At 30.1% G+C, this 15,546-nt stretch carries 6 protein-coding genes; 5 read left to right on the forward strand and 1 reads right to left on the reverse strand.

Annotated features, from left to right (window positions below):
* The first annotated feature begins 4,992 nt into the window (after positions 1-4,992).
* Both M1D73_RS27910 and M1D73_RS27915 read left to right on the forward strand, forming a co-directional pair.
* Positions 4,993-6,180 carry a ParM/StbA family protein gene (locus M1D73_RS27910; protein ID WP_000157618.1) on the forward strand — a complete coding sequence of 396 codons (1,188 nt, stop codon included), beginning with the start codon at positions 4,993-4,995 and terminating at the stop codon, positions 6,178-6,180.
* 1 nt (position 6,181) lies between these two features.
* Complete coding sequence (locus tag M1D73_RS27915) at positions 6,182-6,619, forward strand: hypothetical protein (protein WP_061660634.1); 438 nt, start codon at positions 6,182-6,184, stop codon at positions 6,617-6,619.
* Positions 6,620-6,688: 69 nt separating this feature from the next.
* Here M1D73_RS27915 and M1D73_RS27920 read toward each other — a convergent pair whose 3' ends face one another.
* Positions 6,689-8,356, reverse strand: a complete 1,668-nt coding sequence (locus M1D73_RS27920; RefSeq protein ID WP_349917453.1) for a helix-turn-helix domain-containing protein — start codon at positions 8,354-8,356, stop codon at positions 6,689-6,691.
* 1,102 nt (positions 8,357-9,458) lie between these two features.
* On the opposite strand from M1D73_RS27920, the gene M1D73_RS27925 reads away from it, so the two are divergent.
* From M1D73_RS27925 to adhE, 3 genes are all read left to right on the forward strand, one after another.
* A complete protein-coding gene (locus M1D73_RS27925) occupies positions 9,459-11,150 on the forward strand; it encodes a hypothetical protein (RefSeq protein ID WP_098212959.1) in 1,692 nt (563 codons plus the stop codon).
* Positions 11,151-12,269: 1,119 nt separating this feature from the next.
* Positions 12,270-12,578: a hypothetical protein gene (locus M1D73_RS27930; RefSeq protein ID WP_098212958.1), complete on the forward strand. Its 309-nt coding sequence runs from the start codon at positions 12,270-12,272 to the stop codon at positions 12,576-12,578.
* Between the two features lie 251 nt (positions 12,579-12,829).
* Complete coding sequence (adhE, locus tag M1D73_RS27935) at positions 12,830-15,427, forward strand: bifunctional acetaldehyde-CoA/alcohol dehydrogenase (RefSeq protein WP_349917503.1); 2,598 nt, start codon at positions 12,830-12,832, stop codon at positions 15,425-15,427.
* Positions 15,428-15,546: the final 119 nt, after the last annotated feature.

Here is a 15,546-nt window from a genome sequence, read left to right on the forward strand (position 1 = left end):
CTACTGAATTAGAAACCGTTTGGCTTCTGTACTTAGGTATCCATTACCTCAAGGATACTAAGTACCCAGTTATCCAATATATTTTTCTTAACATATCTTATTGGACCTTTCTTATGGATTCCAAAAACTCTCTATATCGCTAATAAAAACATGTTAATCCTATTTCCTAAAATTAGTTAAGTGTTTACTTTGTCAATTTTTAGGGAAGATTGAAAAATCCTCTAATTTCTTAACCACATAATAAACCTGTATAGGAAACTCCATGCTTTTTCTAGTCTTCTTTAATTCATTTTGCCAGACTAAATTTTTTCATATAAATGTCATCAATCACAGCATTCATTATTATTAAATCCTATGCGTTATAAACGCTATTATTAAAGGCCATATCTTTACTTCTAAAGTTACATTATGTCGTCCTTAAAGGAAAATCACTATATTTATGCACTGAATCTCTAATGAACGCTATGCGTTCATTAGTTACAAAACGTTAAATTAACGTTTTGTAAGCGCTCATATCGTTTTTTTATTGTATTAAAATACTTGCCATCTAATATCCTTACAGATCGTTTCAAGTTCAAAACACTAAACACAGAAAATTTTCCATTCTTTAATTTGTTAGGCCGCTATCACATAGCTCCTAGGCCTTTTAGACGATTCTTATCGCTCTTATAATTTAAAACTTTGCTAATAAGATATGTACCACAGGAAGAACACGCCAATTAATGTCTATATTTCCGTAATCATACTTTGAACATAGTCTACTAACATCAACTATTTTTAATTTAGCAACTACTTTATTTCATACCACTTGCTTAAAATACTTTATGACATATATAGCATAGTCAGGGTCGTTATTATAACGTTCATTATTTAGTACAACCTAGAAACATACAGCTTTATTATGGACTATTAATTGATACACCCTATCAGATTTTATATATTGCTTTAACATAAATTATATCCTTTAAACAACTCAGGATATTGATATTAAAGAGGTAAACGCCAAAAAAACGGGTAGTGTTCACATGAAAAACTCTCAATAACACTTAAGTTAAAAAAGATTTTAGCATAATCACAACTACTTATCTCTTTGTCCTGCCTTATGGATTCCAAAGATACTTCATATATCTCCAGCCTACTTTAATAAATTTATCAGATTTTATTTGTTATATTAAGCTTAACATTAACTTAGGATAAATCTTAAGATTTGTAATAATAAAAAAGCACCATACCATCGCAGCGTTCATTATTACTAATTTATACGCGTTATCAACACTGTTAAATAAGACATATCTATCCTAAAGCCACATTATACGTTTAGATATAAATATATCTAAACGTATAATATTAATGTACCGAATTCCTTGTGAACGCATAGCGTTCACGTTTTACGAACCGTTAAATTAACGTTTCGTAAGCGTTCATTTTTTTATTCCTACAGTATTAAACATCTTGCGCCTCAAACAGCCTGTAAGGATGTTTGGAGACGCAAGATTACTAAATAAAAAGACACTCCATTTCTTATTTGTTAGGTGGCTATTCTCGTAATTCATATACTTTATAAATAAAATACTTCGTTCTTATGATTTAAACTTGTGTTAATACCTTTATCATAATGTGTGTTATAAGAATGAAACTCTCATGAACATCTATAACACGGCTAAAATTAGGAGATTTCTTGAAATACGCCCTTGGAAGATTATGCTTTGCTTCTTGCAAGTTGATCCCTGTTTAAAGAATTTAATACGATATATTTTTACTTCATTTAGTTGAAATTGTTTTTATAACATTTAGTACTAGTTATAAAAACAATATATTATATCATAAGAATTAAATAATATATAGAATACTAATTTATATATAGATATATTTTATTTTTATCATTCAAATGGAACAAAACATCATATGAATACTTATTTTATTTATTCATACATCTGTTAGTTATAACGCTCTTTAAATAACTCCTAACGTTGTAGTTAAGGGATTAGTCGGTAAAATAACGGATAGCGTTCACGTGAAAATAAACACTAAAATAACACTTTGATAACGTTTAGATTCTCCAAGAATCCCGATACCTTAAAATATTCACTTAACCTTTATAGATTATAGTTAGGATCAATAATTTAAATTTATAACGTCTTCGATTTGGTAACATCATTTAAAAGCATAGTTGCTTAAAAGTAGCATTCTCAAAATTATTGCATAAATTTTATCAATCTCTGACAAAGAATTATTTCCTCAAAAATGTGAACGGGGTAGGTGTATGCCAATTGACGTAAGCCAAAATGCTTGGCTTGTTATCATATAATTGTAGATATTGCTTTTTATGAATTCTTAAGATAGGATGTTGGTTGCAGAAAACTCATTGCAATTGTAAACTATCGTCCCATGTTTGACGAAATTATGAAAAACAGGATAAAACAGTAATCTCATATATTAAATAGATCGCAATATTGTTAAGAGGTCACAGTTTCACATAAATAGTATTCTCATATTAAATACATCCTATACAAAAAATTGTTAGTAGTGTTAAAAATATTTTCTGAGGGTTTCATGACCGTTTTTATAACGTTCATGAAACCCTCATTGTGTGATAGTAACTTTCGTTACACTCATAAATCCCATTATAAAATTTTTCTATTTTTTTATAATTATATTGTAAAGCTAGAAATGAATTGATTTATTTTTTAGTTAATCCTTGATTAATATATCTATTATGGAATATGCCATAATAATGAACAATTCATTCGTAAAACCTCTAAAATAAGTGCCTAAAGCATGCGATTAAATACAACTATAACTTTCACCTCATTACATTTTGCCTTCGACTCCAACGTTATTGAAATTATATCAGATACATCAAAAAATTATTGCCTTCTTTAGACTACATATGCCAGTTCAAAGTATCATTCGTTCTTCTGAAAAGAATACGTTTTGTTTTTATTAGCTAGTTTCTACTGTTGGAACAAATTTAGCTTTTTTATAAATAAAAAGACTTCTTTAATTCCTAATCCCACATCATTCTCAACAGAAGTACCAATTTTCATTAATTCTTTTATGTATCATTTAACAGTCGTACTAATTCATAGGCTTTGCAAACAGCGTTCCACTATAGATTATAGATATTTTTGTTTGATCACCTATTATAACCATATTTCCGTTCGTTTGTTTCTTTTGTAGAATTTTATTTTGTTTGGACTAGAGTAATTCATTTCAAAAAACATATGCTTATATCCATCGTACTTCTCTCCGGACTAAGATTTCTATCTTGAATCTCCTTATATAAAAAAAAGATTCTTTTAAATTACACTCATATTATCTCTTTACCAAAGCTTCTGCTCTATCCATCAAAAACATCCAATTAATTAATATGTAAATATGCAACTAAAAATTGATTCAAGTAGGCCCCATTACAAAATAACAACACCTAAATAACACTTCTAAAACGTTCATATAATAAAACTATTGTATTTAATGTAACTTAAGAAACTTAAATATATAATTTTGGTTAAAAAATTTGATGTCTTACCATAAAAATTTAGAGTTAATTTCAAAAATAAAACAAGAGCAATAAAGGTTATTCATTATCTATTTAAATATCTTACTTTTAAACTTTAAGCCAGCATTCCTGCGATTCTCCGTGAACGCATAGCGTTCACGGAGAATCAATTACTACATTCCTACTATAAACAGTAAAAGTATACCAACCAATCAGCAGCCTAGATATATAACCAATCCTAAATCATATTATATTAGTTGCTTCAGAAAGAAGTTTTATTTTTTAAGTATGTTACCAATGGATTTCCTAAAAAAACACCTTTTCAACATAGCTTTATATTGCCACTATGATCTAAGTATGTATGTAGAGACTACTTTGATATCTATGTGATTTTTTATATAGAAATACTTCAATTGAAATTCTTTACAGCCTATACAGACTTCTTTTTTTATTATTGAGCTCGAAAAATAAATTTATAGGTTTTATCATTACGTAAACCATTTTCTCTTTAAAACCACCTTTAAATGTTGCTATTACAATGTTTAACGCTTTAAAAACGCCTAGTGTTCATCTGGTAAGTTCGCCAGATAAACACCATAATAACGTTTGTTTAGCAAATATATATGAATCTGTAATTAATCCTGCTCAATTTTTATATTCAAATCAAATTTCATAGATTCTCTATTCTTTTAAAGGAGTGCTGCAGATACAAATAGAACATATACAACAAAAATACATATTGTAACTTGATATGTAGAGAATTAATTTGCATACTACTTTTTTAGTCTTTTAGTTATAGTTATCATCAAAATACCCAAAAACAAACTTATATAATAGAAATTTCAGTTTAAAACCGTCTTTCAATGCGTTACTACACCAAAAAACATCTAATCTTCCAATCTCATTTCTTTTATCAGCTATTTGTTTATAAAAAACATTGAAATCGTTGATTTAAAGGGGTTTAACGCATTAATAACGCCTAGCGTTCACATAATATCAAACACCAAAATAACACCTTTATAACGTTTATTCGGCTAACCATTTTAACTATTCAAGTATGTATAAGTCATATTCGTAATTAATCTTATTTGCATTCTAATTTTCTTCCTCCTGATTAAAATGTATACCTCATTCCACTAGATATCCCTTGGATTCCCAAAATATATCATCAATAGTCTATCCGTAAACCATAGAAACAACATGATATTTTAAAAGGCATCTTCGACAAACGTATTCCTCCCACCAATAACGCTTTTTATATTTTATAGATATTTAAAAGATATCTAATATATATCCAAAAAATACAAAGGACCAGAAATATCCTGAAATAACCCAACCCATCTCGATTTATTATCTAGTATATATTTATTTTATATCTTTTTTATATTTTTTTATTCATAAACCTTATAAAACCCTTGTTGTTAAAGGTTTTATAGGTTATAATATATTTATTAGATATAAATTAGAAATAAATTTCATAGAGGTGATGTATAATGGCAAGTTTAAAAGGCAAAACTCTTCATATAGACATAGAAGGTGATATTGGGAACGATTCATTTAAAGGTTACATCAATGGTGAATACATAAAAATGAAAAATGTATATCAAAGTGTTTACTCAATGCCTAATGTTACAGAGACAAACATCCAAAAAAACGTAGTTAATTTAGTAGATAATATGTTCGTGAATATTGCTAGTAAATCAATTCGAAGATCCGGGATGTATTTCATAGGAAATCGTGCGATGTTAACAGGTAAAAACCCTAAAAACATGAACATTAAAGTCGGTCAAAAATACAATGATGATTTACCACTAATTAATATGCTAGGATTAATCGCAAACAAATCAGTTCAACTTGAATGGGAACGAACAGAACAACTGCCACAATCAATCAATGTGACTGTTGACCTTATTTCAGCTATCCCAGCAAGCCAATGGACACCCGTAAACGCTAAACATTTAGAACAACGTTTTACTAATTCAAATCATGTTGTAGTGGTTTATGTAGGAGAAGAGCAGGTAACGGTGAGCTTAACATTTAATAGTGCAAACATTACACAAGAGGGTGTTCCTCCGTTATTTGCAATTCTTGAAGGGGAAGAGGAGATGTTTACTGATTTCACTAAACTATATGCAAAAAAACTTGAAATCAAAAAAATTGACGGCTCCTTCTTTAAAAACAAAAAGATTTTACATTCTGATATTGGGGATGGAACAACTGAGTATATCTATACAGTTGGCGTGAACCCTGTAATTGATGCTTGTAGCGGTGAAAGACGTGGTGTCGGTCATGCTACAGAAGAAGCTGTAAAATTATTAAATCAAGAACGTGGCACAAACATTAAACGCCAACAATTCTCTCAGATTCTTCAAGATATAGATCATAAATACCATGAAGAGGCAACAACACACTTTAATATTACAAAAGTGGAACAAGCTGAACTAATCCTAGAAGATACAGATGAAAAATATGTAAACAATACAGCCAGTGAAGCTGAAGTTTTATGTGTGTATGGTGGGGGAAGTATTACTTTTAAAGATGAATTATATAATCAATTATTAGAGTATTGTGAGCGAGTGGGAATGTACTTATTGTGGATTCCAGAGAAATACGCTGTAGATATGAATGCTAAGGGGATGCAAATTATCAAGAAAATTCTTTCTCGAAAAAAGGTGAAATAGTATGTCCGACAAAAAAAGAGAATCCTTCTTCTGGAACCTCAAGAAGATTGAGAATGAAGAATTCTTTAAATGGTTCGAGTCACAAAGCAATATAGCCGATTCTTTGTATAAACTTGTTTGCTATTTTATTGATAAACACGGATTACAAGACGTGGCTGATTATAAGATACAGCAACAAATGCAAAAAGAAATTTTACTTCAAGATAAAGACTTTTTAAATGATGTTAAGCGTATACTTTTAAATAATTCAAACCTTACTATTCAAAAAGAAAGCCAAGCAAATGAAGAAGAGGTAGCCGATTCAAATAGAATAATCTCATCTAATGAAAAAAATTCTACTTCTAAAGATACACATATAGAAAATGAATCAACAGCTGAAAAAGCGGTACTAAAAGATGAATATGAAGACCTGGATACAGCCAATTTATTTGGTAACTAATGTTATAAATCCATGATAAAAAAGAGTCCCTAAAATAGGGACTCTTTTTATCATGGATTTAAGCTTTTTCTACATCTTATCAATAATAATTTGTCTTTTATACCACTGATTTAATTTATCTTTAGCCATGCCTGAAAGGCGTTTTGTTTTCTTATTATAAAACCTAGAAAGGGTAGGTTGTGATATACCTATTTCTTTTGAAAGTTCTCGCATTGTAATATTTTTATTCATATGGAAGAATGATATTTTTTCTCTAATTGAATTTTCATAATCATCAATATCTAAAGTGTTATTTTCTATTTTCACTGGAGACTCTTCTTGTATGATTTCTACTGTTTTTTTCTTCGCTATTTTTTCTATTGAATTCATTAATTCTTTCGGCGGTAAAATTATTATACCTATCTGAGCATAATAGTTCTTAAACCAATTCTTCTTTGTTAACATTTCCTCTTTTAAATCTTCACTGTACTCCCAATGTGATATTACCTTTTCCTTCTCTAAATCAATAAGAACATTTTCTAACTGTTCACGAATACGATTTGGCTTTTGATTTTGATTTATACCCATGACAGCCAGTAATCCCTTATCTCCTCCTATAGAGTAAGGCCTTTTTAAACTAGAGAACATTTGACGAATTCTCCATTGCCAAGTTAAATAACGAATCAATCTCTTATGATATTTATGTCTATAACTATTATATTCTAACGCTTTTTTTGATAATAGTGCCGTTGTACTACTAGAACCATATAAATAACTTGATAAGAAGCTCCCTGGCTTAATCCTGCAAGATTCTATCCCCATATATTCGTTAGTGTTAGTATCTCTCCAGAGTACCACAGAATCTAATACAAAAAGCCTCTTTATAACTTCTCGCTTTACTTCATAATGTTTACCTGCTTCAGCTCGATCATTTAATACAACTACCTCATTATCATCATTTAAATAGATAAAAATACTTGCTAAGGCAGCAATACGTTTGGCAACCTTTATTTTATCTTCTGCTCGATAATATTCTGTATTATTAGCCTTTGCTTTAGGTATGCTACACATTTCTAATACCTGATTATATGAAAAATCTATGAATTCATCAGGAGACTTTGCCTCTTTTAACCACTGAATAGTAATTGCATCTAAACAGTCAGCAGTTAAATCATCCATATTACTCATTACACCATCAACCAATGTATTCCAACGAGCAGCTTCTTCAATATTTATTAATCTTAAATCTTCATCTTTATGTGAAGAAAGTTGTGCAACTCCACTACTATCTTTCGTTTCAATTGGATAAGATTTCAACTTTGTATTTTCATCTTCTTCAAATTGATTCTTTGCTATGCCATCTCTTAATTTATAATAAACCGCAGAATTATTCACTTCATAGTAATTCTCGTGCTCTAAACTTGTATTAGATTCCTTTGGTTCCTGCACAGTTTCATTGTTAGCTCTTGAAAACTCTTGCTCCACAAATAATCCTATCGCCACATCAATTTCAATTTGGTAAGCTTCTATGTTAGTGAATATTTCCAAAGAGGAGATTCCCTTTTTTTGTTGCTGTTCAAGCCACTGTACAAGCATTGAAAATGATGGGGAAAAATAGTCCGAAGTTACGATCCTACTAGTATCTTCTTTAACTTCTAAGTAATAAGCATTCCATTTATACCACAATTGTTCATTATGTTTATAGATAGGTGCTGATATTACTAATGCATCTTTAAACAATTGTAGAACATTATCCATATACATCCTTCTCCTTATTTAATTTACAATTGAGAATGATTTAAACTTAAATCTATATAGCCTTATGATGTTCCTATTCATGAAAATAAAAAAGAATACAGTAAGTTCTATCCAACCATCCTTTAGTGATAATCTAGCACGTATGCTTATAACCACTTCTTTTACTGATTATACAAGACTGTATCCATTTGGAAAAGGTAAGACGTTATAAGAAACCTAATATTTTTCAAGGAATTAGCTGAAACATGAAATTCTTTTGCGGTATCATGTCCCTTTTGATTAAACATGAAAAAGCTAGGTTATTCATGTTTAAAAATTGCCCTTGTATATATGGTAATACTCATTAAAGTTTGCATACAAAGTGAAAATTTATAGCGGTATCATGTCCCTTTTGACTAAAACATGAAAAAATCCTGTCTTAAATGTTTCATGAAATTAAACTATATATTTTTTTCATAATCTTTTTTACCCTTGATACAAAAGGGTTTCTTCTATATTCAAGGTATGAAACAAGAAAATTTATAGCGGTATCATGTCCCTTTCTTGTTTCATAAATCCTCCTAAACCCCTTATATACCATACATTTATACAACATCTTCTCAAATTTCAGGGAATTATAAAACATGAAAATTTATAGCGGTATCATGTCCCTTTCTATCTGAAAAGATGAATCACCCCTAGCGGTATCACGTTCCTTTTATAAATACCAAATTTCATATAAATCCCTTTAACATCAATGTTTATTGACGATTTTCATGTAAATTATAATAAATAGAAATATGAAAATCCACAGCTCTATCATGTCCCTTATATTTTTATGAAAATAAGCTTCCAACCCCATTAGAACAACGTTTATTAGCATTTTACAACTCATTTTCTTATTTATTCGGAACATGAAAATCCATAGTGATATCATGTCCATAAAAAAAATAGAACAAAACCCGAAACCCCTTGGTATGAAAGGGATTAACGTACATTTCATTTTTTCATGTTGGCTCTTAAAGGGGCCCATTTCATCAATTTTTGATTTGCTATAATTATAATCGGTATATTTTATATTGTACGGATAAGTATATTTTAATTTGTATAGGAGGTGAAAAAGATGAGCAAATCATTTGTTATTCGTAATCAACGTAGTCTAGATGGACAATCTACTAATGCGGTTATAGTTACATTAAAATCTTGGCAAGCACTTGTTGATGCATTAGAAGGAAAATACTATAGCTATAAAGATACATACCTTGAAGATATTATTAATCAAATGTCTTATGAAGAACGTATTGCGGATATCGATGGATTTGTTGCACAAGCAAAGCCATCTTTTTCACGTCATACTATTTCAAAAACAATGGGAAGAAAACATAAATTGTACGGTATTACAAATGCAGATCTTGAAGTATTCCTTTACCTACATAAAAAATGCTATACGAATGGTATTATTCCAAACGTAACAGTACATATGCTTTGGGAAGACTATAAGCGATACAAAGAAGAATTGGCATGTATACAGCATTCTCAATTCTATATTGCATTAAAAAAATTAAGCCTACATAACATTATTACGATTGAAAATGAATTAGATAGTCGATACACAATTAAAATAACTCATTTTATGAATGAAGAAACAGAAAAAGCAAATCCTTATGTTTACATTAGTCCTGTAGTCTTTACAAAAGCTTTCTTTGAACTTTCAGTAGCATCTAAGAAGCTATTCTTGGATATTGCTATGCAACAGCATAGAGAAACTACATTAAAACGTTCTTTAGACAAACAGGATGAAAGAGGTAATAAGACTCACTTTGGTGGGATGTACCGCTTTCTACATAAGAAGTATCCACATCAAATTCGTGCAGTTATGAAAGAACTAACGACTGTATTGCCTTGTACAGGAACTCCACTATTCAAAATCTGTAAACTACAAAAAGGGGTTCAAAACAAGAAAAAATACACGACTTTATTTTTATCTATTCATCCAGACTTCTTATGTGGAAAAGAATCAGGCGAACTACAGTATCGTGATCCTTTTACTCCAAAGGTTACGTATGCCCGTAAAGCCCGATTTATTGAATCTACACTACAAGAAATGCATATTGGGGAATTTACACGAGACATGAATAAATTTATTCATGTACTCAAAAATACCTGTCATCGACAAATCCGTAGTGTAATACATAGTTTGCGTGACATGATTGATCGCACTGAAAAATATCCAAGTAAGTTAGTATATACACTGAAAAAATTACTGAATCAAACATCACAGTATCATATTCTTGATACCGCAGCTAAAGAAGGGATTTATCCTCTTATTACACAGCACGTACCAGCAAAACAAAAAGAACAAGCTATATTTGATTTCGGATTGCATTTCTCTATGTACTCTCGCCGAAGCATCAAGAAGCTGTTCCGTAAAACATTTGAATTATTAAAGAACAAATTTGCCGTACCTGTTACAGAGGAATCTTACCATCGTAATTATCTAAGATATCAAGAAGAAACATTATTTAGAAAATACGCTTATGAACAAGGTGCAAATCTAAATGCTTATATGGCTTTAGAAATAGAAATGCGTGAACTTCTAAAAATAAAAGGACATAAAGAACGCTTTATTCCTAGTGATGTACGTGAATTGTTCATTGAAAAGATAGATAAATTACCAAAAGAAAAGCTAAGGGTAATTGAAGTACCTGGTAGCATAAATTTAATTACCTTTATACGTGCCTTGGAACAGCTGATACGTGCTGGAATTCAAGTAACATCAACTGAACAGGTATTAAAAGTAATGGAAGAAATGTAATCATTTTCAGCTCTCTATATTTGAAAAAAATCAAAGTAGAGGGCTATTCGTGTTGGCTCTATCATTCAAAGTCTTTCTATTAGATCCATTTATATACTTTTCTAAAAGATTCTATTGAAAATAGAATCTTTTTTTATGCACTTCTATACAATAAAAGTTATTCATCATTGTTAATTTCCACAATAGTAACTTGAAAAGGCATCCAATACCTATATAAATAGAGATTTTACTCTACATAAAATCATAAGAAAAATTATATTTTTAGTGGATATGTTTATAAAAAGTGTCATTTGTGAATAAAAATATCATACTATTGTTGCTATATAAGGGTTCTATAAGTAAATCTACTAAAATTCATCAAGTTTTATGTGATTAAATATGAATAACTGAATTAAGTGGATTAAATAATGATCATTGTGTATAGCTTGGGGACAAATGAATACAAATTGGGGACAAATATCGAGAATGTTTTCTTATTTACGAATGAATAAATATACTCACTTATGAATTATTTTTCTTCATTTTTTATGTAGGTATAGTGGTATTATTTTATGATTTTATGTAGAAAGGGTGGTACAACAAAGTCTATTTTTACACTCCCATTACATACCATTTATGATTTTTTACAGTAGGGCATGTTAAAAACATTGTCATAGCAAGCTTTATTCTATATTTTATGAACCTATAAAAGTTTTATCTTTATATTTTTAATATATATAAGATATATATTTATATAAGATTTTAAGGAAAGGGGGAATATTTTAGAGAGGATGGGGACAAACAATATATTTTTAAATAAAAAAATAATTTATATTATATATACTAATGTTTTCAAAATTTATTAATAAAAAGTTCTAACTACTATACGCATAAAATACTACTAGATAAATTATATATAAGTGTTAAGAGTCTTCTTTAGTAGAGTTATCACAACAAAGAGATTTACATACTATAACAAATTAATAGTCCTTTACAAAGAGATGAATTACTGTTGCTTTAGGAAATTAATAGTTATAAACTTATAGGCAAAGTCGAGATCCTCGCTATAAGTTTGTAAAAATAGAGTATAAATTTATTATACTCTATTAAATTTTTGATACATGAATAGGAGTGATATTTATGCAACTAAAAAATGTAACACCTATGGGATTAAATGATGATGTATTCAAAACAATTATTAATAAAACTGAAAATACATCTCCATCATTTTTTTTCATAAATCCGTCAGGTAATGTTGTCATACCAAAATATTTGAACAAGGATATATGTATGTATGCAGTTTTCGGTGAAACAATGGTTATAATTGATAATGAAATTGAGATATTAAGGCATCAACAAATATTGTATTTTAATGCTGAGGTGTACATTGAATTGAGAAATAATACAACTGAGAATGTAATTGTATATATTGATGGTGTAAATAAGTAGTTATTGATTATAATTATTATAAATATTTGTGAAATACTTCACAAAAAATACACAATAAAAAATAGTCATTTCATGTATAGTAGGAGTAGTTGAAAATTTCATATTATTATTTGTGAAATACTTCACATGATTTAAGCTTTTAATTAATAGGCAAGATGAAAACAATAAGTTCCAACATTTTAAATCTATTTTTATAGTGATCTGGAGGCTTTAATATGACAAACAAGACAGATGAAAAAGAAGTACAAGCAATGGTCAACGTAGTAATTAAAGATGAAAATGATGTACAAGAAGTTGTTAATACTTTAGTTGAAAATGGAAAAGAAGCACTAAAAGCACTAGAATCTTATACGCAAGAGCAAGTAGATCATATTGTTCATGAAATGGCACTATCTGGATTAGATCAACATATGCCATTAGCAAAAATGGCAGTTGAGGAAACTGGTCGAGGTGTGTATGAGGATAAATGTACAAAAAATATATTTGCGACTGAATATATTTGGCATAGCATAAAAAAAGATAAAACTGTAGGAATTATTCATGAAGATCCATATGAAGAAGTCATTGAAATTGCCGAACCAGTAGGTGTAGTTGCTGGTGTGACACCAGTAACGAATCCTACTTCAACTACTATGTTTAAAGCAATTATTGCAATGAAAACAAGAAATCCAATTATTTTCGCTTTTCATCCATCTGCTCAGCGATGCTCTGTTGCAGCGGCTAAAATATTAAGAGATGCTGCAATTAAAGCAGGGGCACCGGAGAATTGCATTCAATGGATCGAAAAACCTTCTGTTGAGGCAACAAAAAGATTAATGAACCATGAGGGGATTGCACTTGTTCTTGCAACCGGGGGTGCTGGAATGGTGAAATCAGCATATTCTACAGGGAAACCGGCCTTAGGAGTAGGACCTGGGAATGTACCTTGTTATTTAGAGAAATCAGCACATGTAAAACGAGCTGTAAATGATTTAATTTTATCAAAAACATTTGATAATGGTATGATTTGTGCTTCTGAACAAGCAATCATTGTAGATAAAGAAATCTATAATAGTGTAAAAAAAGAAATGCAAGACAACAATTGTTATTTTGTTACTGAAGAAGAGAGAATAAAATTAGAGAAGCTTGTTATTAATGAAAATACATGTGCAGTAAATAGTGATATCGTTGGGAAATCAGCACATTATATTGCATCATTAGTAGGCATTAAGGTACCAGAAGATACAAAAATACTTGTAGCTGAAATTAAGGGAGTGGGTGCAGAATATCCACTATCACGTGAAAAATTGAGCCCAGTATTAGCTTGTATCAAAGCAAATTCACGAGAAGAAGGATTGAAATACTGTGAAGAAATGTTAAATTTAGGTGGCTTAGGGCATTCAGCGGTTATTCATTCTACAAATAAAGAAGTACAAAAACAATTTGGTTTAAGAATGAAAGCTTGTCGCCTTATTGTAAATTCACCGTCAGCACAAGGTGGGATTGGTGATATATATAACGCATTTATTCCATCTTTAACATTAGGTTGTGGATCATACGGTAAAAATTCTGTTTCTCAAAACGTAACAGCTACACATTTAATAAATGTAAAGCGTTTGGCGAATAGAAAAAATAATATGCAATGGTTCAAATTACCACCTAAGGTTTTTTTTGAAAAACATGCGACACAATATTTAGCTAAGATGCCAAACATTTCACGAGCATTCATTGTAACGGATCCAGGAATGGTAGAACTGGGATATGTGGACACAGTTACACATTACTTACAACAGCATTTAAATGATGTAAAAATAGGTGTTTTCTCAGAGGTAGAACCAGATCCATCAGATGAAACAGTATTCAAGGGTGCTGAGATGATGAGAAGCTTCAAACCGGATGTAATTATTGCATTGGGCGGAGGTTCAGCAATGGATGCAGCAAAAGGAATGTGGCTATTTTATGAATATCCAGAAACAAAATTCTTTGGAATCAAACAAAAGTTTTTAGATATTAGAAAACGTACATGTAAATTTCCAACACTAGGGCAAAAAGCACAATTTGTTGCGATTCCAACAACATCAGGAACAGGGTCAGAAGTGACACCATTTGCGGTTATTACAGATAAAAAAAATAATATAAAATATCCACTTGCTGATTATGAATTAACACCAGATGTAGCGATTATTGATCCACAGTTTGTAATGACAGTGCCACCTCATGTAACAGCAGACACTGGAATGGATGTGTTAACACATGCAATTGAAGCATACGTGTCTATTATGGCAAATGACTATACAGATGGATTGGCTTTAAAAGCCATTGATCTAGTATTTAAATATTTACCGAGAGCATATAAAAATGGAAATGATGAAGAAGCACGTGAGAAAATGCATAATGCTTCTGCAATTGCAGGTATGGCTTTTGCAAATGCTTTTCTTGGTATTAATCATAGTTTGGCGCATAAGCTTGGACCAGAATTTCACATTCCACATGGACGCGCTAACGCAATCTTAATGCCGCATGTAATTCGCTATAATGCTATTAAGCCGAGAAAACATGCATTGTTCCCAAAATATGAGCATTTTGTGGCAGATGAACGTTATGCATATATTGCAAGAACATTGGGGCTGCCAGCAAGTACAGTGGAAGAAGGGGTAGAATCTCTTGTGCAAGCAATTATCAGCCTTGGAAAAGAATTGAATATTAATATGAGTATTGCAGGACAAGGAGTAAAACAAGAAGCATTTGAAAAAGTTGTGGATGTCTTATCAGAAAGAGCATTTGAAGATCAATGTACACCAGCAAATCCGAAACTTCCATTGATTTCAGAATTAAAAGAAGTATATAAACTAGCATATAAAGGTGTGTAATAAGTTAAGTAGATATAACTTTTTTAGTTCATAGATTTTGTATTTGATATTTGTAAATATATTGTATATGGGTGTTAAGGGGAAATAAATATTATAAAGAGCTGTGTTCTAAATAGAGC

Source organism: Bacillus sp. PK3-067, from assembly GCF_056738645.1.

What these genes read in the sequence shown, in the direction of transcription:
- M1D73_RS27910 (WP_000157618.1), top strand. Translation starts at nt 4,993, where the DNA reads ATGGCAAGTTTAAAAGGCAAAACTCTTCATATAGACATAGAAGGTGAT.
- M1D73_RS27915 (WP_061660634.1), top strand. Translation starts at nt 6,182, where the DNA reads ATGTCCGACAAAAAAAGAGAATCCTTCTTCTGGAACCTCAAGAAGATT.
- M1D73_RS27920 (WP_349917453.1), bottom strand. Translation starts at nt 8,356, where the DNA reads ATGGATAATGTTCTACAATTGTTTAAAGATGCATTAGTAATATCAGCA.
- M1D73_RS27925 (WP_098212959.1), top strand. Translation starts at nt 9,459, where the DNA reads ATGAGCAAATCATTTGTTATTCGTAATCAACGTAGTCTAGATGGACAA.
- M1D73_RS27930 (WP_098212958.1), top strand. Translation starts at nt 12,270, where the DNA reads ATGCAACTAAAAAATGTAACACCTATGGGATTAAATGATGATGTATTC.
- adhE (WP_349917503.1), top strand. Translation starts at nt 12,830, where the DNA reads ATGGTCAACGTAGTAATTAAAGATGAAAATGATGTACAAGAAGTTGTT.